Genomic DNA, 25,929 nt, shown 5'->3' on the forward strand with positions numbered 1-25,929 from the left:
GCGGGCGGGCCCAGCGTCCGGATCGGCGGGCCATGTCGATCTACTTGCACCCGGTGCCATATCCATTCTTGGTACGAGAGATGCGACGCCGCTTTCACCGCTCGTGGTAGGACATCAACCACGCTAATTTGAGTGAAATGCTGCGTCGCAGCATGAGGGGCGTGATGTCTCATAAGTGCTTCAACTTCGGTCTTGACGAAAGCGCGCGATGAGCAACCCGTGGACGAAGACAAACCCACTGATGAGCATGTGGCTGAGCGCGGCCAACAAGGCAGCCGGCTCAGTTCGTGGTCAGGCGACCGCCGCCGCAAAGCGCCAAGTGGCGAGTTCGCAGGCTGACCTCAGCCGGCAGATCGTCGACTTCTGGACCGGGACCACACGCACGGCGGTCAAGTCGAAGCCGTCGGCCAAGAAGAGCAGGCGCTGATGGTGCGTCGTCGGTCGTCGTCCGGCGCACTGTCCGCTGCCTGGTCGCGCGCGCTGAAATTCGGCCTTGGCTTGATGCGTGCTGCGGCCAAGCCTGCAAAGAGCGCCAAGCCCGCCACCCGAGCCAAGCCAGTCAGGTTGCAGGTGCGGTCTCCGCGCCCCGCCGCCAAGCCCCGCGTGCCCTTGCAAACGCCGAGAGTGGCTCCGGCCATCGGCGAATGGGTTTCCGGCATGGCCGCGGGAATGCAGGGCGTTCGCCGATACCGACTGTATCGTCCGCCGGGCGTCAGGTTTTCCGATCGGCTGCCGTTGATGGTGATGCTTCACGGCTGCGACCAGGACGCGCAGGAGTTCGCAGCCTCGACCCGCATGAACGCGCTCGCCGCGCGTGAGCGCTTTTTGGTGCTGTACCCCGAACAGGATCGCTTGGCCAATCCCAAGGGCTGCTGGAACTGGTTCGATACCTCGAGCGGACGGGCGTTCTCCGAGGCCGCGCTCATCATGAGTGCGATCGATCAGGTCAGCGTGTTGTATCCCGTCGACCGAACACGCGTCACGGTGGCCGGCCTGTCGGCTGGCGCGAGCATGGCGGCGTTGCTGGCCACGCGCTACCCTCATCGCTTCAGCGGCGTGGTGATGCATTCTGGCATTCCGCCCGGCGCCGCCCGTTCGGCAGTCTCCGCCGTTGCAGCGATGCACGGCCTGCGATCGATGCGGCCCGGTGTACCAGCGCCTGCGGCCTCGGCGCGAGCGTGGCCGCCGCTGATGGTCATCCATGGGCGCAACGACAAGGTGGTGGCTGCATCCAACGGCCACGCGGCCGTCAAAGCCTGGGCCGTAGCCGCGGGCGCCACAGCAGGCGCCACGCGAACGATTCAACGAGGCAAGCGCTATCCCGCACAAGTCACCGACTTCAAGCGTCGCGGCACCAGGGTCGCGACATTGGTCGACATCCCCGGCCTGGGTCACGCATGGAGCGGTGGCTCGCCCAGCCAGGCCTACGGCGACGCGCAGGGGCCGGATGCCTCTCGTCTGATCTGGGCGTTCGCGGCCCGGCAAGAGCGCGTGATTGGGTAGCTGACGGCGAGCTTCACGGCGGAAGTGACTCGCAGTAAGCGGACCCTCACTAGCGATTCGCGGTCAAGGATCGCTGCATCCGCTTTTCTTCGCGCAGCATGAATAGATAGAGCCCCTCCACTTTATCTCGGGCCCACGGCGTTTTGCGCAGAAACGTCAAACTGGACCTGACATTCGGATCATGCGAGAAGCAGCGAACTGGTATCCGCTGCGCAAGGTCCGCCCATCCATAACGGGCTTCCAGCGCTCGAACGATTGTCTCCAGCGTCACGCCGTGAAGAGGATTTCGCGGCTGGGTAGTAGGCGGCTGAGCTTCGGGCATCCAGAGATTCTGCGCCCTATTGCGAGCGAACAGAGAAGAAGCGAGGCCACGAAGAAGCCAGGCCGTTCCAGGCAACACGACTGCCATGACCTGCTGAACTCGTAGGCCACTGTTTTAGATGCCATAATAGTTGCTATAACAGTTGCTTACAAAGCAGAGGAGTTGAAGAGTGCGGTACAAAAAGCAATGGCGCGGCAAGTCAGGCCTGCGCGCGGCAGCGGCGCTGGCAACGATCTTGGTCATCGCCTCGCCCGCCTACGCTCAGTTCGAGCGGGGCACGCAGGCCCTGACGCGCGTCCAGACCTGGTTTCTCAGCATCGGGGTGATCCTGGTGTCGCTCGCCATCATGTTCGTCGGCGCGCGAATGGCCTTCCATGCGGCGAAGTGGTCCGATGTGGCGCCGGTCTTCTGGGGCGGCGTCCTCCTCGGCGGCGGCAGCGCCTTCGCAAGCCTTTTCTTCTGAACAGGCATGCGTGATCGCATTTTCAAGGGCGCCACGCGCCCGGCCATGATGCTGGGCGTCCCGATCGTGCCCTGCATCCTTGTCGTCGGCACGTTCCTGCTGCTGGCCATGTGGAGCCTGGCGCTGCTGGGCCTCCTGACCTGCCTGGCCATTCTCGTCATCATGTCCTTCGCGGTTCTCGTCATGCGCTTCATGTCGAGCCAGGACGACCACCGCCTCAACCAGTACCTCATGTACCTGCGAAGCAGGCCGTTCCGGCGCAACCGGATCTTCTGGGGCGCGCACAGCATGGGCCCCTTGGACTTCAGGAAGCGGGGCGGATGGTGAGCGCCATGTTTGACACGATCCGTCTGAGCACGCGCGAGGATTCCCAGAGCCGGATCCTGCCGTTCTCGTATTCGTCGACGGAGGATGTCGTCGTCCTCAAGACGGGCGACTACATTTCGACCTGGCTGATCGAAGGGCTCTCGTTCGAAGGCCTCAGCAACGAGGAAGCCGTTGCACAGATGAACGCGCTGAACCTGTTCATCCGCGGCCTGTCGAATGGCAAGTTCGCCTTCTGGGTCCACCGCGTCCGTCGCCGGATCGGCGACAGCCTGTCGCTCCCACCGCCAGGCTTTGCGCGGGACCTGATGGCGAAATACTACGAGCGCTTCGCGCACGGCAGCCTCATGGCCACGCAGATCTACCTGACGGTGGTCTACCGGCCCTACCCGCAGAAGGCCAAGGCACTGTTCGGCAACGTGGCCCGGACGCCCGTCGAGTTCCAGGCCGAGAATACGGCCGCGCTCGACGTGATGGACACCGTCAACCGCCAGGTCATGAGCACCTTGGTGGACTACCGCCCGAAGCTGCTCGGCGCCTACAGCGAAGGCAACGTGCGTTTCAGCGACCAGCTGACCTTCTATGCCTACTTGGCCAACGGCACCTGGCAGCCGGTCCCGCTTAAATCCGTCCCGCTGGACCGGTACCTGGCCCGCACCCGCCTCTTCTTCGGTACCGAGATGATCGAGACGCGGGATCACCACGGGTCGATCTTCAGCGCCTTCGTCGACATCAAGGACTACGCCGACTTCTCATCGCCCGGCATCCTCAACACGATGCTGGGCCTGCCGTGCGAGTACGTCGAGACGCAGTCGTTCTCCCCGTTCAACACGCGCGATGCCCAGCAGGTGCTGCGTCGGCAGCGCAACCAGCTGATCAGCTCCGAGGACAACGCGAGATCGCAGGTCGAGGAAATGGACCAGGCCATCGACGATGTGCTGAGCGGCAACTTCTCGTTCGGCGAGTACCACTACAGCATGCAGGTCAAGGCCGAGAGCCCTGAGCTGGTCAAGGTGGCGCGGGCGGCGGCGATCGACGCACTGCAGAGCGCCGGCTTCCTGGGCGTTCCGCTGGACCTCGTCACGGACCACGCCTACGCCGCGCAGCTTCCTGGGAACTGGCGCTTGCGCCCCCGGGTCGCGAATCTGAGTTCGCGCAACTTCACGGGCTTGTGCTCGCTACACAACTTCAGCAACGGCAAGCGCGACCGAAACCCCTGGGGGGAAGCTGTCACCATCCTGCAGTCGCCGGCGGGCCAGCCCGTGTACTTCAATTTTCATGACACGGAGCGTGACCACGACTCCTTCGACGACAAGGCGCTCGGGAACACCCAGATCATCGGCCAGTCGGGTGGCGGCAAGACGGTGCTGGCGCTCTTCCTGCTCTACAACCTGCTGAAGTACGGCACCCACATCGTCGCCTTCGACAAGGACCGCGGCATGGAGATCGCGATCCGGGCGATCGGTGGCCAGTATCTGTCGCTCGAGCGTGGCCAGCATACCGGCTTCGCGCCGTTCAAGATGGCGCCCACGGCCGAAACCCTGTTGTTCTGGGCCGACCTGATCATGTTCTGCACGGGCGTGCCAGGGCACCCGCACACGGCCAAGGAAGAAGCCGAGATCCGCGAGGCTGTTGTCGCCGTTGGACGCCTGGAACGCCGGCACCGCAGCTTCGGCGCGGTCCTGCAGAACCTCCCCGACACCGATGACGCGAGCGTGGCCGCACGGCTGCGCAAATGGTGCCGCACAGGCGGCGACGTGCCGGGCCCGCTGGGCTGGGCGCTCGACTGCGATGACGATCGCCTGCAGTTCGAGGACGGCCGCTGCTACGGCTTCGACTATACCGAGCTGCTCGAGGACCAGCGGACCTGCCCCGCCATCATGATGTACCTCATGTACCGCGTCGAGCAGCTCATCGACGGCCGGCGCTTCGCGTTCTTCATGGACGAGTACTGGAAGGCCCTGTCGGTCAGCTACTTCGAGGACTTCGCCAAGAACAAGCAGAAGACGATTCGCAAGCAGAACGGCTTCGGCGTCTACATGACGCAAAGCCCATCGGACACGCTGAGCAGCCCGATCGCCCGGACGCTGATCGAGCAGTCGGCCACCCTGATCTTCCTGCCCAACGCCACGGCGGACCGCGCCGAGTACGTCGGCGGCTTCAAGCTGACCGACGCCGAGTTCGACGTGGTCGCCTCGCTGGCCAAGGGGTCGCGGATGTTCGCGATCAAGCAGGGCAACCGCTTCTCGCTGGCATCGCTCAATCTGGACGGTTTCAGGGACGAGCTCAAGGTCCTGTCCGGCACCACCGACAACGTCAAGCGCCTCGACGGGCTCCGGGCCAGGCTCGGCGACGAACCCGGGCAATGGCTCGATGCGTTCATGAAGGGAGAAGCGTGATGATTGTGAGATGGTTCGGACGCTTGGCGGCCCCGCTGGCTTTGAGCTTGAGCGCCGCAGGCGCATCAGCGCAGATCCCGGTCACCGACATTGCGTCGCTGACGCAACAGGTCCAGCAGGTCATGTCCTGGACGCAGCAATACAAGCAGATGATCGATTCGCTCAAGAACCAGAAGGAGCAGATCGACAACCAGGTGCGCCAGATCCAGTCACTGACCGGCGGCCGGGGCATGGCGAACCTGGCCGGCAACATGCTGCGTCAGGAGCTGCCCGCCGACTTCCTGACCCGCTACGACCAACTGCGCTCGCTCGGCGCGGGCGGTGCGTCGAGCGGTGCGAAGGCCATCTACGAGCAGATCCGGACCTTCGACTGCGCGCAGCGGTATCCGGGCAATCAGCGGGATCGCATGAACTGTGAAGCGACGGCCATGGCCATCCCGCAGAACCTCGATCTCATCAACGGCTCGCTGAACTCGGCCAAGCAACGCCAGAGCCAGCTTCGGCAACTCGGCGCGGCGATCGACACCTCGGATGCGAAGGCAGCCGCAGACCTCTCGAACCGCATGTCGCTCGAGATCGCCTACCTCCAGAACGAAAAAATGATGATGGACATGGCCCTGCAGCAGCAACAGCAGCAGCTCGCCCTCTCGCAGCAGCGCACGGCCGAGGAAGGCGCCAAGCGCCTGACCCGGTCGAACGGTGGCGGCGCGAATCCGTTCAACCTGGACTGAGAACACCATGAAGAAGACTGTAGGCAGGTTGGCTGCCGCCACCGGCGTGTCCGCCGCCCTCCTTGTGGGTTGCAACTGCTCCCCCGCACCCGAGCAATTCATCGGCACTTGGCATCGCGTCAAGTACCCGACGGAGACGGTGACCGTGACGAAGAAGGCCGAGCGCACGCTCGTGTTCGTGGCGCGCGACTACACGTCGGGCGAACCGCTCGTCGGCAAGCTGATCGGCGACCAGGTCGTCATCGATGCAATGACCACGGCGACGCTGCGCGCCAACGGCAACCTGGTCTACGCGGGCCGGGAATACATCCGGTAAGTGGCGGCACAAAATGGCTGAATACAGAGTCATCGCCCCGCTGGCCGCACGGATCATCGACGCCACGAACGCCTGGTCCGGCATCGCCGGGCAACTGAGCGGGCTCGTGACCGCGCCGGTCACCGCCGGCGTCACGCTCCTCGTCATGTGGCATGGCTTCAACATCGTGCGCGGCGCAGGCGGCCAGCATCACCTGCTGGATGTCTTCGCCAAGTGCGTGCGTGCTCTGCTCGTGATGGGCCTGGCGTTGTCCGCTGGCGCCTATTCGAGCAACGTCGTGGGATTCTTTCAGGATCTGCGCAGCGAGCTGACTGGCATGTTCGTCCGCGGCACGTCGACCAGCTACGAGGCGCTCGATGCGGCTGTGTCGGCTGGCCTGTCGAGCTGGGATCCGACCTGGAACTGGGCCAGCGACAACATCACGATCATGTCGACCTCGCCCAACTTCGCGGGCGTGGTGGCTTTGGGCTGCTGGTTCTTCATGATCGCGGCGTTGACCGTCTTCGCCGCGGTCTGCGCGATCAACCTGATCGTGATCGACTTCGCCCTGGCGTTGATCTTTGCATTAGGTCCGATCTTCGTGGCCTGCTTCGCGTTCCAGGCGACCGCACGCTTCACCGACGCCTGGCTCGGCGCGGTCCTCAAGTACACGTTCACGGCCGTGGTCGTTTCGGCTGTGATCGGGATCGGCATCGGGATCCTGCAGAGCTACACGGGCGCCCTGGCAAGCAGCGCAGGCGCGCTCGACTTCGTGACGGCTGCGTTCTCGGCGGTCGGCGCCACGCTGATCCTCGGCGTGCTGGCCACCAAGATTCCCCAGATCGCGGGCGACATGGTCGGCGGCATCGGGATCTCGGCGTTCGGGCCGGCCATGGCTGCGCGGCCGATGGCTGCGGTGGTGGGCGCGACCGCGGGCAGTGCAGCGAACGGCACCGCGTACCTGGCCGGCCGCGCCGCCGCGTCGGCACCAGCGCAGGCGATCGGCGCGACAACGCTGGGCACCCGGGTCGCGAGCGCCTTTCGCGGTGGGGGTTTCTTTGATGCCGTACGGAGCAACGGCATCGGAAGCGCGTATGCCCTGGGCCGCAGCCACGCGGCGGGTATCGGAATCATCTCAGGCGGTAGCAGGCCCGTGGGCCAGACGCACACGCCCGGCGGCGGCTGAACACACGCAATCGAGGAACAACCCGGGATCTCTTATGTTGAAACTGATACCGCCGACAGCGGCGGTGGTGGCTCTGTGCGCCTGTACGTCGGCGCCGACCCTCAAATTTCCGACGGGTAGCGCCGCGCGGCAGCCGATCAACGCGTCGAGCCGCCCCGCCGCAGTAACTGCGCCCGCGCCCGCAGGGGCAACCGCAAGCATTGCGGCCACTAGGCCGATGGGCGGTCCTGCGTTCGCGCCGGCCGCTGCGCAGACCACGAAGGCGCCGATCGCCTCAGAGGCGCCGCCCGAACCGGTGCCGCTCAAGGTCTTCATGGTCAACGCGAACGAACAGAGCGCGATGGAAATACTTCGCCGCTGGGCACGAGTGGCTCGCGTCGACTTCAGCTGGGAGAGCGATATCGACTATCCGGTCACGCCGCGCATGCGTGCCATCCGTGCCCGCGAGCTCGAGCCCGCTCTCGAGCAGATGCGTGCATCGCTGGCCGGCGTTCGTGCGCCGCTCGCGATCACGAGCACGCCGGACGGACTTGTTGTGCAGGGTGGCGTCGAACCGTCGACCCCGGAGCCGCCGCCCACGGCTGCTGCCATGCCAGCCGAGCCCGCACCCAGCCTTCAGGTTGCCGAGTCACGGTCGTCCTGGCCGATAGGCGACAAGAAGACCCTGCGCGAGGTGCTGGACGACTGGACGGCCCTCGGCGGCGTGAAGCTGGTCTGGGAAAGCACCAGCACCCAGACGCTCACGGACGCTGCGCGGGCACAGGCCTATGGCGGCACCTTTCGCGAATCGGTGGCCCAACTGGCCGGCACCTTCGGTGAGTTGGCCAAGCCCATCGGCATGAGCTTCCTCGATAACGGCGCTGCACTGCGCGTCTACGACCTGGAGGTGCCCAAGTGAGCGATTCGAACCCGACGTCTAGGCAGGCGAAAGAAATTAGAAGAGGCCGAGGCGCTTCGTGGACCTTGGCGTCCGTGCTGCTCATCGTAGCGTGCAACGCTGCGGCCCAAGACATCGTCATCGGCGCCAAGAAGCCCACCACCGCAGCAGTCGCCGTGCAACCGGATCTCGTGCTTGGGCAAGCCAAGACGCCGCCGCGTGCTTTGGCCCAGCAGGCCACCGAACCGAAGGCGAGCCCGCAGCGCGCCTGGACCGTCGAGCTCAAGGACGTGCACCTGGCCAACACCTTCCAGCGCTGGGCCGCCGAGGCCGGCTGGCGCATCCGTTGGGATGCCGCCAAGCACGTCATGGTCGAGGCCCCCGACACCTTCACCGGCAGCTTCGAGGACGCGATCGCGTCGCAGCTCGCGTCGCCGGGCATCGCCTACAGCGGCTACCCGCTCGAGGTCTGCTTCTACCCCAACACACCACCGCTGGCCCGAGTCACACGCAAGGGTGAGCAACTGAAGGAATGCCAATGATCGCCGCTCGATTCAGCCGCCGCACCCGCCTTGCTATCGGGTTGATCGGTGTCGGCGCACTCGCCGCATGCGGCACTGCTGGGCGCATCTCGCAGGAGGGCGCGACGGTGCGCCAGCAAGCGTCGACGGTCAACCGCGGCACCCGCCAGGCGCCGCTTCCGGTCGACGATGCAACGGTCGGCACGCCGACCTTCGGCGACCACCGCGCCGCGCTGTCGCGCGAGATGCCCGTGGCCCGCCGTGCCTCGCGCGCCTGGATCGGTGCGCGCATGACGGCGGTCCAGAGTGACGAGGTGCTGCCGCCAATCTTCTCGGAGAACTTCAAGCTCAACTTCGACGATCGGGCGACCGCCGGCCGCGTGTCGATCGCGGTCATTGCGGAGCGCCTGAGCCGCCTCACCAATGTGCCGGTGCGCGTGAAGCAGGACGTCTATGCCCTGCCACCCGGCCAAGCGGGCCAGATGGGGGGCGCGCTGCCCGCCAGCAGCCAGGGCCCTGGTGTGGCGTTGGCACTCCTGCCCGGCGCGCCGTTGCCAGGCGGACCGCTTCCAGGCGCCCTCATCGCCGGCGGCTCGCCTCTCACGCCGCTGCCACCGGTCATGGCGCCATCGGCCCCGGGCGCCCCGTTGCCACCGCCACCGATGGCCGCGGCGCCCCTGCCCGGCATGTCAGCACTGCCGGGCGTGCCTGGACTGCCTGGATTGGCACCCGCGCCACAGAACCCGTTCCGGCAACCATTGACCGACGTGAGCTCGGTGGAGATGCGCTGGGACGGCTCGCTCTCCTCCTTCCTCGACCACGTCAGCGGCAGGCTCAATCTGAGCTGGTCGTACCGCGACGGCGTCGTCGTGATCGAGCGCTACATGACCGAGAGCTTTGAGTTCGCTGCGTTCGTCGGGACGCAGGATTTCAAGATGTCGCTGAGCGGCACGAACTCGGGCCAGTCCGGCGGCAACGGCACGGGCGGCAGCACAGGATCGACAACGACGTCGCTCGACGTCAACGAAGGCGGAAAGATCGCCGCGCTCGAGTCGTTGCGCAAGTCGATCGAGACCATGGTGGCGCCGACCGGCGGCAGCGTCGTCATGAGCGAGGGCTCGGGCCGCTTCACGGTCACGACCACACGGGACGTCATGAGCCGCGTGCGCGAGATCCTCAGGCATGAGGACGCCGTGATGCTGCGCCAGGCGCACATCCAGTTCGACGTCTACAGCGTGACCGTCAACGACAACGATGAGCGTGGCGTCGACTGGAACATCGTGTTCCAGAACCTCACGCGAACCTGGGGCGCATCGATCAAGTCGCCGGCGACGCTGACTGGCGCGCTCGGCGGCAGCATGGGCTACAACATCCTCGCTCCGGCCGAGGGCGCGGCACCGGTCAGCGGTACGCAGGCGCGCTTCGGCAACAGTTCGGCCGTCTTGACGCTGCTCAACCAAGTCAGCGATACGGCGCAATACCGGCCCGTCTCGCTGATCGCGATGAACCGCCAGTGGGCGCGCAAGACCAACCTCAAGACCGATGGCTACCTCTCGGAGACCACACCGGCAACGGCGTCGTCGGTCGGCTCAGGCGCACCGGGCCTCAAGACGTCTTCCATCGTCACCGGCGACAAGTTCCTCGTCCAGCCCGCAATCCTCGACAGCGGCGCGATCCTGCTGAAATTCGGCATTTCGCTGACGGAACTGCTGAGCCTGTTCGACGTCACGGCGGGTTCGGGCTCGACCTTCCAAAAGGTGCAGACGCCCGTCACCTCGGGAACCGACGACCAGACGACCGTGCGACTGATGCCGGGCGAGGCCATGGTCGTGACCGGGCTCTCGCGACGCGTGTCCTCGGGCGACATGCGCACCCTTGCCGATGGCGTCCCAATTGGCGCGGGCGGCAGTCGCAAGCTCGGCTACAAGCGCGAGGATTTCCTGATCGTGGTCCGCGCGGTCCAGCTCTGAGAGAGATCGATGACACGTCACGTGTTTTTCGAGGCCGGCCAGGGCGGGTGCCTGATCGGCGGGCTCGATTGGCGCCTGCTGCCGACCGGTGGCTCCGTCGAAGCGCACCTGCGCGAGGGAGGCAGCGACCGCGGCGCGGGCTTCGCGGCGCTCGCCACCGCATCCACGAGCGTCGAGATCAAGGTCAAGGGCAAGACCAGCCAGACCCGTCGCGTCTCCGCGGGCTACTACGCCTCCGCCGAGTCGACCCGACCACCGAAGGGCGCGCACTCGCTCGCCGCCGCTTTCGGACGGTGGGCGCACAGGCATCCGGAAGCCCTGTTGAACGTCAAGGTACGCGACGACCTGTATGCCGTGGTCGTCGTGATCGATGGGCTTCCCGTGCTGGACACGGTGGCGCCCACCGCCGATGAGGCGTACGACAAGACCGTCTCCTATCTTCAGGAGCGACCCGCGATCTCGGTCTTCTCGGACGACGACGAGAAGTATCCGCGGTCGCTGCTCGCGGTCGGCCTGCTCGACGAGATCGCCAGGGCAACCGGCAAAAGCACCGCGATCCGGGCGATTCCGCCCGACACCGTCAAGCTGCTGCTCGTGACCACGGTGGTCCTGGGCGCGATCGGTGGCTACTGGTACCACGGGCAGTGGAAGGCCGAGAAGGCCCGCCAGGAAGCACTCGCGCGTGCGCGTGAGCAAGACCCCGTGCCGAAGTACCTGAGCGCACTGGCTGCAGCTCGTCAGGAGGTCGGCGCCACGCGCGCTTCTTTAGAGGCCAGCGTTGCCGCGGCCCAGCGCATTCCCCTCGCACCAGACGGATGGGCGGCCCGGCGCATCGCCTGCGCCGTGCAGGTCGGCTGTGAGGCCGTGTTCGGCCGTACCACCGGTACCTACGCCGGCCTCAAGGCCGCGATCCCGTTCCTCGCGCTCAGCCCGGCATCGGATGTGAACCTCAACGACGCGCGCATGACGTGGAAGCCGGACCTCGCACCGGACCAACTCGACCCCGAGAACCGCCTGCCCGCCCTGGGCGCCTTCATCCAGGGCCCGGAAGCTTCCAAGCTCCAGAACTGGCTCGTCGCCGGGCTGACGATCCAGCTTGCGCCGCCGCAACTGTGGCCACAGGCGCCGGGCGTCCCCAGCACGTTCAAGCATCCGCAGGCCTTGGCCAACGGCAAGTTCGAGCTCAGCGCGATCGCCCTCCCCCAGCTCGCCGAAGCGCTGGCCGCTGCTCCGCAGAACGTCAAGTGGACGGGCTGGAGCATCGAACTCGGCGACGAGAAGCAAGAACCCCTCGCGCGTGCGAAGGCGCGCCTGACCGGAACCTACTATGTCACCCAGTACTGAACGAAAGATTACTGCCCGAAAAATCCTAACTGGCACTGCGGTGCTGGCCGCGATGCTCGTCGTCCTGTCCAGCCACGCTCAGTCCTTGAGTGACCTGGCGGACGCACAGCGCGTCAAGCAGCGCGCCGAGATCGCCAAGATCCGCAAGGAAGCGGCCGCGGCGGAAGCCGCAGAGGCGCCACCAGTGCTGAAGCCCATCAGCGCTTCTCCCGCGACGAGTGCCGCGGAGATGCGTGCAGCCGTCGAGCGGGCCAACGAAGCGGCTCGGCCGAAGATCGTGCTGCACGCGCTCTATGCCCGTGACAATGCCTGGGTCGCCGAAGTCGCAGAAGGGCAACGGCTCGGCTTGGCGCTGGTCGGGATGCAGTTCCATGGCCATCGCGTGGCGGCAGTGGAACGGCGTGGTCTGGTGCTGACCCGGCCGTGCACCGCAAAGGATGTTCGCGAGAAGCGGCCCTGCGGGACACGTGTCCTGACCGTCGGGGAGGCCATCTGATGTGGTTCAGAAGGGATCCGGATCGCTTCGAAGATCGCACAGCGTTCGCGCCGCCTCCGGTGCGCAACGGTGCTTCGAACCGCATCCTTGGAAGCACACAGCCGCTCGCTACCGCGTCCGAGCTGCCCCTTGATCGCTTGGTAGCTGTCGAAACCCCCGGTGGTGCGGGATCGCATATCCGGACCTACGCCGACGTGCCCCGATTCGTTCGCGTGTTGAGCAGCGGCGCCCGGCCAGTCGTGTCCCTGACAAAAGATGAGCAGTTGCGCGTCGCAGTGGTCGAGCTGCCGGGCCGCGCCGCCATGGTCCTGCACACCGGGATCGACGGCGCTCAGCTCGAATCGATCAAGGGGCGGCTGCGCGCCGAGGGCTTCAGCCTTCGCGTGTCGACCGGTGAGGCCCATGTCGTGGCTGCCATCTACCAGGGCGTTGGTGATCACCAGGAAAGCAATGGGTCCGCGCGTAGCGCCAACCAGTACCAGGAGGCGATCGGCACATGGATCCAGTACGCGCTCGACAACCGAGCCACCGACGTCCATCTCGAAACGAGGGGATCGAGCGGGACCGTCAAGTTCCGGATCGACGGTGAAGTCGAGGAGATGCGCGCCGAGAATGCCGGCGCCTACACGGGCGCCTTTCTTGAGAAGTGCATGTCGTCGCTCTTCAACAACGACCAGCAGACGAAGTCCGGCTCCGATTCCTTGTTCGACAAGGAGAAGTACCTCTACTGCATGGTTCCGTACTCGGGGCGCGGCCAGAGCCTGAAGCTCCGGTACCAATCCCTCCGAGGCAACGAGGGCCCGAAGACCGTCTTGCGGCTGCTGCACGTCGACGAGACCCAGCCGACCAAGAGCTTCGAGGAGCTGGGCTACTCGGCCTCGCACGTGGCCTTGTGGAAGCAGGCGATGGACACGCCCTCGGGCCTGGTCCTGATCGCCGGCGTCACGGGCTCGGGCAAGTCGACGTCCCAGAAGTCCTTCATCGAGCTCAATCCGCATACGCCGCACAGCGCGGTCTATACGATCGAGGATCCTGTGGAGTACCCGATCCGCGGTGCACATCAGATTCCGATCCAGCGCGACCTGTCGAACCCCGAGGAGTCGGCCAAGCGGTATTCAGAGACGATTGCGGCGCTCATGCGGGCGGACCCGGACATCGTGATGCTCGGCGAGATCCGCGACCGCTTCAGCAGCAACGCGGCGCAGCAGCTGGCCGAGACGGGCCACATGGGCCTCGGCACCGTGCACGCGCACCTGCTGTCAGGCATCGTGCCGCGACTCGTCAACGACGAGATCGGCATGAGCCGGGAGATTCTTGCGGCGCCGAACATGACGACGCTACTGGCCTACCAGGCGCTGGTGCCGAAGCTGTGCCCGCACTGCGCGATGGAGACGGCCGAGGCAATCACGCGATACGAAGACATTGCCGCGATCGCCTCGCACATCGGCACATTGTCACTCGACGTCGAACCGATGCGCTGGAAGCGGATCGGCGGCTGCAGTCATTGCAATGAGCGCGGCACGGTGGGCTTGACCGTTGCGGCCGAGATGCTGATGCCTGACGAAGACTGGTTGCGAGCGATCCGCGAAGGCCGGGATACCGATGCCGTAGAGATCTACCGGACTAGCTCCAACCGAAACCTGAACAGCCCGGACATGACCGGCAAGACCGTGTTCGAGCACACCTTGCACAAGGCGCTGCAGGGCCAGGTCGATGCGCGTCAGTGCTCCCGCTTCGAAGCCTGGCATCGCTACATGGGCCGCGCGACCAGTGCCAAGCGCAAGGGATGACGGTCGCATGCTCCTTAACCGCTTTCTGTTCAAGCTTGTTTGCCTGCTGTGGTCCTTTGACCGAGCGCACTTCTACCGGGATCTTGCCGATGCGCTCGCGCGCAAGGTCGGCATCCGGGATTTCCTCGAGCGGGCTGCGTCGAACGCGCGCATCCTCGACGATGGCACCTCGCTGCGCATGATCCAGGCGATGTCGGCGCGCCTAGCCGGCGGCCAGGGTCACCTGCTCTCGGAACTCGTCCAAGGCATCGCGCCTGCAGCCGACCAGTTGCTGCTCCAGGCCGTCGACGACGCCGGTGCAGACAAAGCCGAGGCCCTGACGATGTGCGCGTCGGCCGTCGAGTTCCAGCAGCGTGCGCTCAAAGTCATGGCCTACCAGCTACTGGTGCCGGTCGTGGCGATCCCGATTGTGGGCGCGTTGTGCTTCATCACCTCGCAGATCATCAGCGGCATCGCCGCGTCAGGCACGCCCGACAGCATCTGGACCGGCTACAACGGCCTCGTGCGTTGGCTCGCAGATTCGATCAATGACTATGCCGCAGCCATCGGCGTCGCAACGGCGATCGCCGTCGCTGCCACGGTCTACTGGCTACCGCGCTGGACCGGTAGCCTGCGCCTGAAGATCGAATCGTGGCCGGGCCTGAGCCTTTACCGCGACTACAACGCGGCCGTGGTGCTCAGCGCGCTGGCCATGATGATCCGATCCGGAAAGACGATGCGCGAGGCACTCGAAGCGCTGCGCGCCGCGTCCCGCCCGTGGCTGCGCTGGCACCTGAACCGGATCATCACCTCGCTCGAGGACAACCCGACCGAATACATCACGGCATTCGGGCGCGGCCTGATGCCGCCGGCCGTGCGTGCGCGCCTGGCCAGCCTGCTGGACTCGGCCAAGAGCTTCGCCGACGCGCTCGTGGTGCTCGGCACGACCGAGATCGATCGGCTCGAGAAGCGGGTGTACCTGTCCGCCTCGACAGTGAACTGGACCTTGACCGGCTTCTTTGTGGCGATCGCCGTGGTCCTGTCCATCGGGACGATGACGATTGCCAGTGCGCTGTCGCGCGAAGGCGACCCCTCGGCCAAGCTGATGCAGCGCGCTCAACAGCAGCAGGCGCAGTAGCTCTCATTCCGTCTCTCCCGCCCTTCGCGGTTCCCTTTTTTCTTCGCAACCCTCCTTGGAGATCCGACGTTGCCTTCAAAGCACATCCATTCCGTTCGTTCGTTCCGTCATTCGCACTGTCATTCGCACTGTCATTCGCACTGTCGTTCGCACTTTCATTCGCGCTTGTTCCGCCAACGCGGCGTCAGCATCATCTCGGTGCTGTTGGGTCTCGTCATTGCGGCAGCTGTCACCGCCGTCGTCTACAACCAGTACACGGACTCGACGCGCAAGGCCCGGATTGAGGCCGGGCAGGCCGAGATCTCGACCATGATCGCCGGCGCCCAGAAGCTGTACGGCAACGCCAACCAGTACGGCGCGGTCACGACGGCCATCGCCGTGCAGTCGGGCGTCGTTCCAGCCCGGCTGCGCATCTCGGGCACGAACACGGCACAGAACCGCTATAACGGCGCCGTCACCTTCACGCCGGCCACGATCACCTCGGCCAATGATTCGCTGGTCGTCGGCTACGGCAACGTTCAGCGCGAAGACTGCCAGGACCTGGTGCTTGGCAGCAACGAGATCACGCGCCGGATCGCGGTCGGAGCGACGGTCGTGAAGGCAGCGGACGTGCCGGTTGATATTGCGGCACTGGCCAACGCCTGCGATGCCAACCCGGTCAGCGACATCAACTTCACCTTCGGCCGCGGGCAGTGAGACACGCTGCGCGAACGGCTTCCAGCATGAACAGTGCTGCTCGCATGCCCGTTGGCCGCTCGCGCCAGTCGGGCGTCACCCTTCTTTCGGTGATGCTCGCGCTCGTGGTCAGCGCCATCATCGCGGCGGGTCAGATTCAGGCCCAGCAGCTGAATCAGAAGCTGACGGCCGGACGCCTGCAGGGCGACGTCCTGAGCCTGATGAAGGACGCGGCGAACAACTATGCGATGGAGTCCTACCCGGCACTGCAACTGGACCAGCCCGTCACCAAGGCCGCGGTCACGCTCGCGCCGGGGGCGGCCAACGGCCAGGCCATGGCTCCGACCATTGCGAACCTGATCGCGATGGGCTATCTGCCGGCCGGCACGAACGGTACTTCGCAGCTGAACAACGGCGTCTATCGCGTGGCGCTGCAGAAGGTTCCTGCCGGGTGCGCCGGTGCGGCCTGCAACATCACGGGCGTGGTGTACATCGACCAGCCCATCCGGCAGCCAGGCTCCGCGGACATGGCCGGCGTGGAAATCGGCGCGCTGATCGACAAGGTCGGCGGCGACGTCATGGTGGCGCTCAACACCAACCCCGGTACCCTGATCAGCATCAACGGTGTGACCTTGGCCAACCCGCTCGGGCCGATGCAGGGTGTGGTTGGCGCTCGCGTGGGCTTCGGCGCCAGCGGCTTCGGACGCTTCCTGGTCCTTAACGATCCCCGGGATCCGAATTTCCAGGGGCACCTGACGACCCTCGGCAACCTCACGATCGGCGGCAGTTCGACCTTCGCCGGGCCCATGACGGTGAACAACACGGTCACCACGTCCGGCGAGGTCAACGTCAACAACTGCGTCCGGCTTCAGGGAGACGGCCGTGGCGGCTTCAACTGCCTCGATCCGACCGACCTACCAAGCGGCTACGCGGGTGGCGTACGCGCTATCGACGTGGTCGCGAGTGGCAATGTGCTCGCATCAGATGCGCCGGCGGGCTTCACCGGAAACAACGGCAACTTCGCGCTGATGTCGCGCGGCGGCGCCGGGGTCGAAGCCATGGTCAGAACGTCGGGCCAGGTTGCGGGTAACCGCCTGGTCCCGACCGGTGCCTACGCACCCGGCGCAGCCTGCTCCGAGTCGGGTGCGCTCGCTCGCTCGAGTGCTGTGACGTCTGGCGGCGTGCTGGTGGTGTGCTCCGGTTCGGTCTGGACGCCACTGAGTACCGTGGCCGTCGCCGGCGCCACCTGTCCGGTCAACGGCCAGGGCGCCCTCGATACCTCAGGGCGGCAGCTGTACTGCTTCAACAACACCTGGATCTACATGAACGACCTGGTGCCGCCGGCTATCGTAGGCGCGGCGTGCGCGACGCCCGGCGCATTGGGGTACAACCTGGTAGGTGCCGGCGCGGGAACGACGGCGCTCGTCTGCCGCGTCAATCCCACGGGCGGACCGGCGCGCTGGTTTCGGATCCAGGACATCACGAGCGGGATGGTATTCATCAACGCGTATGAGGTGCAGCACGGATCGGTGGTGGCGAAGCCGACGTGCGCCGTCGCAGCGGGCCAGACCGCCGTACCTCTGCCCTACCTGATCGGCAAGGTGGAGTCGTCTTCGGACGGCGGCTTCAGCCGCTTCACAGTCGACAACGGCTCGAGCTGGACCGTGCAGCTGACCAATGGCGCAGGCGGAGCTCTCTCTGCGACCCCAGCGGCCAGCGCCATCCTGTACGTGTACTGCAACTACGTATGACGTCCGAACAGCAGCACAACTTGATAGTTGCTATAACAGTTGCTATCCAGGATATATTCCGGCTGTCGCTCGAAGTTCATCTACGAAGGAAAAGAGGAATGGTCTACCATCTCGTCGGCCGCGGGCCGCTCACCTGCATGCTCGCAGCGTGCCTCGTCACCGCGAATGGCTGGGCACAATCTATTCCGGCCAGTTCAGCGGATTCGGGCCGTCGGGCTGCGGTCGTGATTGACCAGGCTCACATCTACACCAACATCAACAACGCGTGGCAGACCGGCGTCAACGCCTGGAACTACGCCAACTCGGCCTACAGCTACGCGGACGCGTCGTACAACACGGCCGTGTATGCGTCGAACGTCGCCAACTCGGCGCAGAACACGGCGAATGCTGCGTATGGGCGAGGCGGAGGATTTGCCACTGGCGTGTTTGCGCGCCACGACGGCGGGAACATGATTTCGCAGGTTGCCTGCGTGTATGGGTCGTACGGTCCGGCGAGTGGCTACACACCGGTCAGAACGCCGACTGGAACAAGCTTCGAGCCATTTACATGCCCGGCCGGGAGTTCGACCTTCGTCTTTAGCACCGGAACGCTGACGGAAGCAGGCAATGCTGGCGGAGATGGCGGCAGCGGCGGGGGCGGTGGCGCCGGCGGATAGCAATGCCAAATGATGAAGGCCCTCAATGAGGGCCTTTCTTACATTGCGGTCAGACCGCGATCCCGCTCTTCGGGCTCCCATGTCGTCGGCCCCTTCTTTGACTGGACCTTAACATCGACACGTCCGCCTGTGCCATCCTTGCGAAGGACAAAGCGACGAACCCCACAGCCCGTCATCCTCTCGACCGGAATAATGATGGTGTTGAGATCATCAGTGCTGACCGTTGCAGCCACACTTCCGGCGGCGCAAGGATTTGGCTCCTTTAGCACGTAGCGGAACGAATAGCCACCTGGGCGACCAGATAGCTCGATGCGTCCAGCTGGATACTCAATCCCCGACTCGATGTCATAAGTGCGATAGCGCCATGCCCACGTTCCCGAAGACACAGCCATGTCTGTATCCGCTGCGGGCGGGATAGTCGGAGCTGCGCAGCCGCTCACTAGTGCCGCTAATGGCAGTGCGCCTAAAGTCCACAGTGCTTTCACGAAATCCTCCTCTTGTCGTTGTTGGCACGCAAATTCAGACCGAAGATTTTGCCTTGATTCAATGCAAGTGAGCTGCAGAGGCGTTGCCGACGAGATTCCCGATTGTCTTGGCTGCGCCGTCGTCACCCGCGAGGCTGCGCGTGTTGGCTTGGCTCACTGCAATCCAGCATGTCCGGGCTGCTCAACTCTGGCGGCGCCGAGCGCAAAGCAGAACGCCACGCGCGTCCTAGGGCGGCTGAGCGCGTCAGAATGTCTCAAGTGCGGTCGGGTCCCTCTGCAGCCGCGCGACTATAGACCGAAGCTTCTCCAATCGCTCGTCGTCGGGCTGCGCGTAAATGGCCTTCCAATGTCTTACGAAAGCCAACACCGAGGCGCGGTTGAGCGCTTCGAGGCTCACCAGCAAATCGGCTTGCTCGGCAGCGCGGCGAGCCTGACGCCAGTCCGCGCGATTACGGTCGACCCACCATAGGGCGCTACCAACAACCATGCATGCGAAAACAATCGCGAGGTTCCTTTTTGCCATGGTTTGCGCCCCTCCCCGAACGCCGTTGAACTTTTTTCAAAGCGGAGCGCTAGATCTTACCGTCACGAAGTTGCACGGATCTGCCCTGCCCAGTCGAAGGCTGGCGAACCGTTCGGCGGCAAAGTGCGTCAGGCGAAAGCCGGCTAATAGCCGACACTCACCACCTTCCCCCAATGGAAATGTTCTGCGGCCAATGAAGCACCGACTGTCTGATGCGCGCAAGGCTTGTCTCGGCAGGCCCTTCTCCCATACCGGGAGGTCTTGGGGCGGCGCAACGGTGGCATGCGTTGTCGCTACACTGGGCTATTGGAAGCTGGCGCCTCTCGAGGCAGGACACCTAGCCGTACTTGCGTTCTTTCTCGCTTTCGCCGTCACGGTCGCCCTGCTGGTAGTTGTCATCCGAAGGTGGCTCCGGCCGCCGAGGCCTGTTCTCGAGAACACCTTCCTCGACGTTACAGCCGGGGGAATATCGCAGGAAACGCCGACGTCCCGAACCTCGCTTCTGGCGAGTCCTGAAATCGGCCGAGCAAACCTCTACTGGCAAGGCAACAACCTGGTGCGCGTCGTTCTCCATGCGGATGCGCGCGATGTTGAGGTACATGGTCTCGAGGACATGGCGGGTTTCCTGGACGACCTTCGCAGGACCTTTGTTCGATCGAACTGCACCGACGTGCGGACGGGCTGAAGCCGCGAGCGGCAGTATCGCCAGAATCCGTCATTCGCGACGAAGGCCCGACTCGCCCCAGCGGCGCTCGCGGCCGCTCTTTTGGAGACGCCGAAGCAATTTGTCCGCGAACTCCCTAGGTCCGGCGGGCGGAGCCGGCAACTAGAGTCGACAGGATGCTCTCCACCGACACCCGCGAATCGCCACCGACCGTTGACCTCTATTCGGTCCTATGCGAAATGGACTTTCGCGTTTGATATGTTGCTGCTGTTGTCCGCCCTTTGGTCATTCTTGAGTGTCATCTGGTATGACGAGGATGGCGCGACCAAGACTTCAGTCCGACCTCATAGGCAAGGCACGGCCAAGACCGGACTGTCGGGGCTCTGCCAGAATTCCGGCTCCTACCCACCTTCGACCAGAAGTCATCAATGCGCCGTGTGTTCTTTATCTGCAGTCGAAACAGGCTCCGCAGCCCCACCGCCGAGAGCCTCTTCGCGTCGTCCGACATCGAGACGGACTCCGCCGGCCTCGCGCCCGACGCGGACTGCGTACTGAGCGCCGAACAGGTTGAATGGGCCGACCTGATTTTCGTGATGGAGAAGCAGCACCGGGTGAAGCTCAAGCAGAGGTTCGCGGCGTCCTTGCAGGGAAAGAAGGTCGTGTGCCTGAATGTTCCAGACCGCTTCCAGTTCATGCAGCCGGAGCTCGTCACACTGCTACAGCAGAAGGTCGGTCAGCATTTGCACTAGCGAAATCCGGAGCGAAATCGAGCGGCACAATTCGGCCAGGACCAGACATTCACCAGCGACTCTCAGTGAACCCTACCAAGCAGTACATCGATGTGCTCTGGAAGCACCAAAACGACGAGGACCCCGTCCGATTGGTGTCTGAGCTTGGCGCGGACCGTTCCGAGCTGCGCAAGCTGGAGTTCCTCCGAGACCGCACCGTCGATGCGGCGGATTGCGGCCATGAAACTGCGCGAACGCGGCTCGGCATCGGTGCGGTGCCTCCGCTGGATGAAATCAACCAAGACTCACAGTTCGAAGGCTCAGCCATCACGGAGGATGCGTTCGATGCAATGTGGCTCGAACATGCCAGACCTGCGAGGCAGTGACCTAAGGCGGAATTCGGCCACGACCAGACATTGAACCTGTCCTCTCAACAATGCGCGTTGGCGAAAACCTATCCCCGTTCTGGCAGAACATCGCCGGCATTTTCTGGATGGTAGGCCTCGGCCTCTGCTTCGTGGGCGCGCTTTCGACACATTGGGGATGGTCCATCGTCGGGGCCGTGTCTTGCCTGTCGCTCCTGGGGATTGCTTGCGAGCACCATCGCGCGATTCGAAGCGCGGTTCAAGGTCGCGCGACCCGGCTTGCTGACCGCGCATTTGCTTGGTATCTCCTTGCGCTTGCTGGAAGGGCAATCGTCGCCAACGCTGTGGCCGGCATCGCGTGGGTGGCAGCACAACACGGATAGCAGATGGGCAGAATCCAGCCAAGAGCAGCGCTTCGCCAGCCTCCTCCAGATTCATCAAATTGTTTGACGAGAGGCGCCAAATGCATTCGCTAGCAGACGTGTACGCCAAGTTCGGGGAGGTCGCCGAAGCCGCGCAGTTGCTGGAGACGCAGTTGGGCAACATGCTGTTTTTGCACGGCGTGAAGGAGGAAGACCTGATCGCAAACCAACGTCCCGAGCGTGCCGCGGCGTTGCTGAGGGAAATCAATCGAAAGACGCTTGGCGCGCTCCTCAGCTCGCCTGGGCTAGCTACCCTGACGGCGGCCGGCCTCGAGGACTTGTTCGCCGAAGCGCTGAAAGAGCGGAATCGCTTGAACCATGGCTTCTACCGTGAGCACAACCTTCGTCGAAATTCGGCTGACGGGTGCACCAAGATGCTCTATGACCTCGAGCGAATCCATGACGTGCTGCTCAAGGCATATGAAGCGGCCATGCTTCTATCCGGGACGGATATCTTGAAGCTCGCGTCAGGTCAAGCGCCGGCTGGGCACCTGCCGATATGATGACCTTCGGGTAGCAGTCCGGGCTTGATGCGGCCAAGACCAGCCCTTCGTGGGAGCTGCCTAGTAACGCCCCAAGAATCACGTCCTAAGAGCGTTTGAACGAGGAGCAGGTATGTCAGGCACCGGTTGTGGTTCTGCAAGGTTTGAATGCCGGCTTTTCCTCGGTCTTCGCTGTACTAGCTCTCTGAAGAAAGTCGCGCGAGCAAGCGGTTGGCGGCCGCGAACCTCCTGCAGCACCCGTCCCATGCCCAAAGCCTTCGTCACATACAAAATCAGGAACGAGCGGAACGGCAAGTTCTATGTCGGCTCGACGAATGACACAAGCCGTCGGTGGTCGATGCACAGGAAGAATATTCGCGAGGTTTCGACATGCGGCTGCTATCTATTACGCCGGGACATGGAGGTGAATGGATGGGGCCTTGATGATTTCTCCTTCGGGGTCATCGAGACCTTCGATTCCAAGGAAGACATGCTTTCTGCGGAGCAAGCGCTGTTGGACACCTACTGGGGCACAGCAAAGAACTACAACGGGGCCTTTGAGGTTTACGCGGCTACCGTAAAGAATACATTCCTTGCCTGGAACATGCGCACCCTAGAGTGCCGCCGCTATATTTCCCCTCTTGCTTTTGGCGTCGACTTCAAGCTCGGCACGCGCGTCGTGACTTCCGTGTTGGCGGGAGAGGCTGTCGCGCCGGGGGATTGGGTAATCGAGACCTTTAGCCGACGCCGCACTGTACGCGAGGTGCTGGACTTGTTGGAAGGGCACGGCATATCCCCTCCGCCGGAGCGCGAAGGGCTAGGCTGGGAGTTTGGCTTCGCGAACTCGATTTCGGACTTGGTAAAGCGGAGGAATCGCTACGACCCGATTCCCTACTTGCCAATCAAGCGGCTGCGCATGGCCCACAACCACCATCAAAACATCTGAGTACGACCAGCGTCAGCGCTGATAGAAGCAACAGCACGAGCCTCTTGACGAGCACCAATCTCCGCTGACCTGGAGCCATCCCATCGCTCGGGCCCGACCTGGTGCTCGGCGCAAGGTAGGTACGTGTTTAGGGCACGAAGCTGAGTTAGCGCCCGAAGGTCTGCTTTCGCAGGGCTGGAAGTCCGGCTTCGGGCCCTTCCCGCCAGCACCGCGGCCGGCTACAGTCGTCCATCACCAGCCATTCACTGTGGATGCAGAAGGCAGCCGCTCGACGACGCTTTCGACCCACCAGCGACATTCGCTGCCTCGGGCTCGGCGCTGCAAAGCCGCCGGTCGAACCCATGCAGGCCGCCCAAGAGTGCGCAGTTTGGGCCCTCTTGACATCCAAGTCATCGAGGATCTGGCAGCGGCGACTGCGGCCTCGGATTCCGTGCGGAGGCGACTCCTCTCGGAACCGGCCGCGTCCATCGCCAAGCTCGCGCCGGTGCGTCGCTGCGCCGCGGCCTTGCCTACGACTCGGCGGTGAAGCCGATCTGCTTGGTCAGGCGCGCCCACTCTGGGTGTCGGCTTCTAGCATGGCGGGCGTGGACGACGCCACGTCAACGCCACTTTGCGTCAGCTCGGCCACCAGGGCCGGGTCCTTCACGGCTGCTTCCGCCTGCGTAGCGGCGCGGCGCGCCACGTCGGCCGTCGTCTCGGCCGGCAGGTACACGCCGTACCACTCTCGCGCCGTGAGCGGAAAGCCCTGTTCGCGGCAGGTCGTCACCTCGGGTGCCTGCGCGCTTCCTGCTTCGCCCGAAGTGGACAGCAGGGTGGGCCTGATGCCGACGACACCTGCGCCCCCAGCAGGTCGACGATGGCCGCGGCCGAGCCCATGTAGGCGATCAGGCGCAACTCGGACTTGGCGAACTGGTTCACCACGATGACGATCAGGTCGCAGTCGTTGCCTGCCTCATGAGGCTGCTGCCACCAAAGGCTTGCTGCCACCAACGGTTGTCTGACGAAGGCGAGCCGAGTGATCGCTGAACGTGGTTGAGCAGCGCGCTGGATCTCGCCCAAGCTGTACCTCGTCGAGTTACTGTGCTGGGCACCCGCAGTTCTCCGCGCAGGTAGTCTGTGGCACCTCGAACCAGATGATGTACTTTTCGTCGACACGTTCGCCCTGCCACCTTCTCTTCCAAGTGAACGACTTCCTGTCCGGTGCTACCGTGACATTCCCATTTAGGTCATCGACTGCGTCATGGCCTATTCGTGATGGCGTCGCCGTCCCAGCCATTTGGCGCAGCTCGAATCGATGGTCAAGTACCAGCTGGATGGGATAGTTGACGACCGCAAAAAGCAGTGCCACCCCCACGAATGTCTCAAGTCCCAAACCCAGGCTGCGCGCGAGTGCACCTGTGACACCACCGACTATCGCCGACAGTGCTAGGTAGGGCCCTGGGCCAGGCCTATAGGTCGCGACGAGGAGCGATGCGACCGCGATGCCAAAAACGGGCAAACCGTAGACCTGCAAATTGGATAGCTCGTCCATAGCACCCCCCGTCGACTTGTTGACCATCGCGAGCAATGACATCAGCCGTTCCTATCGAGCCCCGCGCGCCTCAACGGGGTAGGAACATTGAACGGGAGGTCCACGACTCGCGCCAGCTTGCGCAAGTAATGTATGTCAGGCTCTGCGCGCCAGCGCACCTAACTTGGCACGTTGGGACTCGCGCCCGGTATGTCAGCAGACCAACTGCGGAGCGAAGTCGCACGAGAAATGCTCCGCACGTCCGCGAGGCGAAGCCTGCGCACGCGACGCGAAGCCGTGGGCCAGGAGGCCGCATTCGAGGAAGGCGTCGAACTCGTCCTTGACGAACTGCGGGAGGTCGGCCCCGGTGGCCGCCTCTGTCTCGGCGATTAAAGTCGCGGCACGCTGCTGTACCAGGCGGTGCGGCGTGGTCTGTTCGCCGGGCGGTGGCGTTCGTAGTGAACCGGCGCGTCATCCGGCGCCCGCTGGGGCCGCCGGTCGATGGCTTGCACGATAGACCCATAGGAAGTGAGCCCACACCGGCTAAAGCCGCGCGATACGCCTCAATCGCTCGCAGTGCCGCCTGCCTGTGGGTGCCTACCTCTGCGGGGCCTCTTTCGCGTGATCGGTTTGCGATTGCTTCGGGATGCCAGCAAACTGCCTGTCGCCACCGTCGGCTGATCGCCGTCCGGTAACTTTGACGAAGGTCAGCTTCTCTTGATGCTGAAGGACCGCTCCGGGCCCGTGGACTAAACCGCTCGCGCGGTAGCCGGCCGCTGAGGCCGCGGCGGATGGCAAACGTAGCGCCCCTGTCTATGTTGAGGATCGAGGCAATTGGCCTCGTTCTTCGACAGGAGCAGGATCATGACCCCTTCGACCCCAGCCGTCACGCCGTTGCGTCAACGCATGCTCGACGACATGCGCATGCGCAAGCTCAGACCCAAGACCCAGGCTGCCTACATCCGCGCGGTTCGGTACCTCGCCGGCTTTTTGCAACGCTCCCCCGACACGGCCACCGCGGAGGATCTGCCGCGCTTCCAGTTGCACATGGTCGATCGAGGCGTCTCGCCGATCACGCTCAATGCCACCATCACCGGCCTAAAGTTCTTCTTCGACGTCACGCTCGACTGCGGCGAACTGAAGGCAAGGATGAGCTACGTTCATGTACCCCAGAAGCTGCCCGTGGTGCTCAGTCGTCTCCATGCATACGCTGCGCCACACCTTTGCCACGCACCTGCAGGAGCAGAAGGTTGACATCCGTGTGATCCAAGTGATGCTGGGCCACAAGAAGCTGGAGACGACATCGGTCTACACGCACGTGGCCACCGAGATCCTGCACGAAGTGGTCAGCCCGCTGGAGAAGCTGCAGGCGGCATAGGCCATC

The 25,929-nt window shown here is 64.3% G+C and carries 29 protein-coding genes and 1 pseudogene; 23 read left to right on the forward strand and 7 right to left on the reverse strand.

The genetic code is table 11. The features are described 5' to 3' along the window. Positions 1 to 208: 208 nt before the first annotated feature. Positions 209 to 427 (forward strand): hypothetical protein, encoded by a 219-nt coding sequence (locus B0W80_RS10795; RefSeq protein ID WP_076999136.1) that lies wholly within the window; start codon positions 209 to 211, stop codon positions 425 to 427. Next, entirely contained in the window at positions 427 to 1,503 is a 1,077-nt protein-coding gene (locus B0W80_RS10800) for a PHB depolymerase family esterase (protein WP_083745304.1), read from the forward strand. Before B0W80_RS10795 ends, B0W80_RS10800 begins: the two co-directional genes overlap by 1 nt. A gap of 49 nt (positions 1,504 to 1,552) precedes the next feature. Here the strand turns inward: B0W80_RS10800 and B0W80_RS10805 are convergent, their stop codons facing one another. Next, positions 1,553 to 1,825, reverse strand: coding sequence for a VF530 family DNA-binding protein (locus B0W80_RS10805; RefSeq protein WP_076999137.1), 273 nt, complete (start codon positions 1,823 to 1,825; stop codon positions 1,553 to 1,555). Between the two features lie 169 nt (positions 1,826 to 1,994). On the opposite strand from B0W80_RS10805, the gene B0W80_RS10810 reads away from it, so the two are divergent. The 16 genes from B0W80_RS10810 to B0W80_RS10885 all read left to right on the forward strand — a co-directional run bounded on the left by B0W80_RS10810 (position 1,995) and on the right by B0W80_RS10885 (position 18,420). Next, positions 1,995 to 2,288 carry a TrbC/VirB2 family protein gene (locus B0W80_RS10810; protein WP_083745305.1) on the forward strand — a complete coding sequence of 98 codons (294 nt, stop codon included), beginning with the start codon at positions 1,995 to 1,997 and terminating at the stop codon, positions 2,286 to 2,288. 6 nt (positions 2,289 to 2,294) lie between these two features. Beyond that, positions 2,295 to 2,615 carry a type IV secretion system protein VirB3 gene (locus B0W80_RS10815; RefSeq protein ID WP_076999138.1) on the forward strand — a complete coding sequence of 107 codons (321 nt, stop codon included), beginning with the start codon at positions 2,295 to 2,297 and terminating at the stop codon, positions 2,613 to 2,615. Positions 2,616 to 2,620: 5 nt separating this feature from the next. Beyond that, on the forward strand, positions 2,621 to 5,011 hold the full coding sequence (locus B0W80_RS10820) for a VirB4 family type IV secretion/conjugal transfer ATPase (RefSeq protein ID WP_179106882.1): 2,391 nt from the start codon (positions 2,621 to 2,623) through the stop codon (positions 5,009 to 5,011). A gap of 47 nt (positions 5,012 to 5,058) precedes the next feature. Then, on the forward strand, positions 5,059 to 5,742 hold the full coding sequence (locus B0W80_RS10825; RefSeq protein WP_218668887.1) for a type IV secretion system protein: 684 nt from the start codon (positions 5,059 to 5,061) through the stop codon (positions 5,740 to 5,742). 7 nt (positions 5,743 to 5,749) lie between these two features. After that, positions 5,750 to 6,058 (forward strand): hypothetical protein, encoded by a 309-nt coding sequence (locus B0W80_RS10830; protein WP_143684567.1) that lies wholly within the window; start codon positions 5,750 to 5,752, stop codon positions 6,056 to 6,058. A gap of 106 nt (positions 6,059 to 6,164) precedes the next feature. Further along, entirely contained in the window at positions 6,165 to 7,223 is a 1,059-nt protein-coding gene (locus tag B0W80_RS10835; RefSeq protein ID WP_179106883.1) for a type IV secretion system protein, read from the forward strand. A gap of 34 nt (positions 7,224 to 7,257) precedes the next feature. Continuing rightward, the gene (locus B0W80_RS10840) at positions 7,258 to 8,121 is read left to right on the forward strand and encodes a TcpQ domain-containing protein (protein WP_143684568.1); all 864 of its coding nucleotides are present in this window, start codon (positions 7,258 to 7,260) and stop codon (positions 8,119 to 8,121) included. Positions 8,122 to 8,195: 74 nt separating this feature from the next. Further along, a complete protein-coding gene (locus B0W80_RS10845) occupies positions 8,196 to 8,642 on the forward strand; it encodes a TcpQ domain-containing protein (RefSeq protein ID WP_256856542.1) in 447 nt (148 codons plus the stop codon). Then, complete coding sequence (locus B0W80_RS10850) at positions 8,639 to 10,591, forward strand: hypothetical protein (RefSeq protein ID WP_076999145.1); 1,953 nt, start codon at positions 8,639 to 8,641, stop codon at positions 10,589 to 10,591. Before B0W80_RS10845 ends, B0W80_RS10850 begins: the two co-directional genes overlap by 4 nt. 9 nt (positions 10,592 to 10,600) lie before the next feature. Next, positions 10,601 to 11,935: a type 4b pilus protein PilO2 gene (locus B0W80_RS10855; protein ID WP_076999146.1), complete on the forward strand. Its 1,335-nt coding sequence runs from the start codon at positions 10,601 to 10,603 to the stop codon at positions 11,933 to 11,935. A gap of 52 nt (positions 11,936 to 11,987) precedes the next feature. Then, positions 11,988 to 12,431, forward strand: coding sequence for a hypothetical protein (locus tag B0W80_RS10860; RefSeq protein ID WP_218668888.1), 444 nt, complete (start codon positions 11,988 to 11,990; stop codon positions 12,429 to 12,431). Continuing rightward, positions 12,431 to 14,221 (forward strand): GspE/PulE family protein, encoded by a 1,791-nt coding sequence (locus B0W80_RS10865; RefSeq protein WP_083745308.1) that lies wholly within the window; start codon positions 12,431 to 12,433, stop codon positions 14,219 to 14,221. The genes B0W80_RS10860 and B0W80_RS10865 overlap by 1 nt, the downstream gene beginning before the upstream one ends. Next, the gene (locus tag B0W80_RS10870; RefSeq protein WP_143684569.1) at positions 14,145 to 15,338 is read left to right on the forward strand and encodes a hypothetical protein; all 1,194 of its coding nucleotides are present in this window, start codon (positions 14,145 to 14,147) and stop codon (positions 15,336 to 15,338) included. Before B0W80_RS10865 ends, B0W80_RS10870 begins: the two co-directional genes overlap by 77 nt. A 165-nt stretch (positions 15,339 to 15,503) precedes the next feature. Beyond that, positions 15,504 to 16,034 carry a type 4 pilus major pilin gene (locus B0W80_RS10875; RefSeq protein ID WP_076999150.1) on the forward strand — a complete coding sequence of 177 codons (531 nt, stop codon included), beginning with the start codon at positions 15,504 to 15,506 and terminating at the stop codon, positions 16,032 to 16,034. A gap of 26 nt (positions 16,035 to 16,060) precedes the next feature. Continuing rightward, entirely contained in the window at positions 16,061 to 17,764 is a 1,704-nt protein-coding gene (locus tag B0W80_RS10880; RefSeq protein WP_143684570.1) for a hypothetical protein, read from the forward strand. A 98-nt stretch (positions 17,765 to 17,862) separates the two neighbouring features. Next, positions 17,863 to 18,420: an alanine-zipper protein gene (locus B0W80_RS10885; protein WP_076999152.1), complete on the forward strand. Its 558-nt coding sequence runs from the start codon at positions 17,863 to 17,865 to the stop codon at positions 18,418 to 18,420. 38 nt (positions 18,421 to 18,458) lie between these two features. Here the strand turns inward: B0W80_RS10885 and B0W80_RS34855 are convergent, their stop codons facing one another. The 3 genes from B0W80_RS34855 to B0W80_RS34860 form a co-directional block, all read right to left on the reverse strand. Then, entirely contained in the window at positions 18,459 to 18,905 is a 447-nt protein-coding gene (locus tag B0W80_RS34855; protein ID WP_143684571.1) for a hypothetical protein, read from the reverse strand. A 244-nt stretch (positions 18,906 to 19,149) separates the two neighbouring features. Beyond that, positions 19,150 to 19,428 carry a hypothetical protein gene (locus tag B0W80_RS10890; protein WP_076999153.1) on the reverse strand — a complete coding sequence of 93 codons (279 nt, stop codon included), beginning with the start codon at positions 19,426 to 19,428 and terminating at the stop codon, positions 19,150 to 19,152. A gap of 337 nt (positions 19,429 to 19,765) precedes the next feature. Next, a complete protein-coding gene (locus B0W80_RS34860; RefSeq protein ID WP_143684572.1) occupies positions 19,766 to 20,029 on the reverse strand; it encodes a hypothetical protein in 264 nt (87 codons plus the stop codon). A 491-nt stretch (positions 20,030 to 20,520) separates the two neighbouring features. Between B0W80_RS34860 and B0W80_RS10900 the strand changes: the two genes are divergently transcribed. The 4 genes from B0W80_RS10900 (at position 20,521) to B0W80_RS10915 (ending at position 23,035) form a co-directional block, all read left to right on the forward strand. Then, positions 20,521 to 20,841 carry a low molecular weight protein tyrosine phosphatase family protein gene (locus B0W80_RS10900; protein WP_076999155.1) on the forward strand — a complete coding sequence of 107 codons (321 nt, stop codon included), beginning with the start codon at positions 20,521 to 20,523 and terminating at the stop codon, positions 20,839 to 20,841. Positions 20,842 to 20,906: 65 nt separating this feature from the next. Beyond that, the gene (locus tag B0W80_RS10905; RefSeq protein ID WP_076999156.1) at positions 20,907 to 21,206 is read left to right on the forward strand and encodes a hypothetical protein; all 300 of its coding nucleotides are present in this window, start codon (positions 20,907 to 20,909) and stop codon (positions 21,204 to 21,206) included. A 460-nt stretch (positions 21,207 to 21,666) separates the two neighbouring features. Continuing rightward, positions 21,667 to 22,110: a hypothetical protein gene (locus B0W80_RS10910; RefSeq protein ID WP_218668889.1), complete on the forward strand. Its 444-nt coding sequence runs from the start codon at positions 21,667 to 21,669 to the stop codon at positions 22,108 to 22,110. 244 nt (positions 22,111 to 22,354) lie between these two features. Beyond that, on the forward strand, positions 22,355 to 23,035 hold the full coding sequence (locus B0W80_RS10915; RefSeq protein WP_076999158.1) for a GIY-YIG nuclease family protein: 681 nt from the start codon (positions 22,355 to 22,357) through the stop codon (positions 23,033 to 23,035). A 541-nt stretch (positions 23,036 to 23,576) separates the two neighbouring features. On the opposite strand, the gene B0W80_RS36180 is transcribed toward B0W80_RS10915, so the two are convergent. From B0W80_RS36180 to B0W80_RS10930, 3 genes are all read right to left on the reverse strand, one after another. After that, positions 23,577 to 23,801 (reverse strand): tripartite tricarboxylate transporter substrate-binding protein, encoded by a 225-nt coding sequence (locus B0W80_RS36180; protein WP_076999159.1) that lies wholly within the window; start codon positions 23,799 to 23,801, stop codon positions 23,577 to 23,579. Next, on the reverse strand, positions 23,798 to 24,022 hold the full coding sequence (locus tag B0W80_RS36185) for a hypothetical protein (RefSeq protein ID WP_256856543.1): 225 nt from the start codon (positions 24,020 to 24,022) through the stop codon (positions 23,798 to 23,800). Before B0W80_RS36185 ends, B0W80_RS36180 begins: the two co-directional genes overlap by 4 nt. An 88-nt stretch (positions 24,023 to 24,110) precedes the next feature. Beyond that, positions 24,111 to 24,608 carry a hypothetical protein gene (locus B0W80_RS10930; protein ID WP_076999161.1) on the reverse strand — a complete coding sequence of 166 codons (498 nt, stop codon included), beginning with the start codon at positions 24,606 to 24,608 and terminating at the stop codon, positions 24,111 to 24,113. Positions 24,609 to 25,409: 801 nt separating this feature from the next. On the opposite strand from B0W80_RS10930, the pseudogene B0W80_RS10935 reads away from it, so the two are divergent. Then, positions 25,410 to 25,923, forward strand: a pseudogene (locus B0W80_RS10935) (tyrosine-type recombinase/integrase). The last annotated feature ends 6 nt before the right edge of the window (positions 25,924 to 25,929 follow it).

The organism is Variovorax sp. KK3 (genome assembly GCF_001984055.1).
Classification (GTDB): domain Bacteria; phylum Pseudomonadota; class Gammaproteobacteria; order Burkholderiales; family Burkholderiaceae_C; genus Variovorax.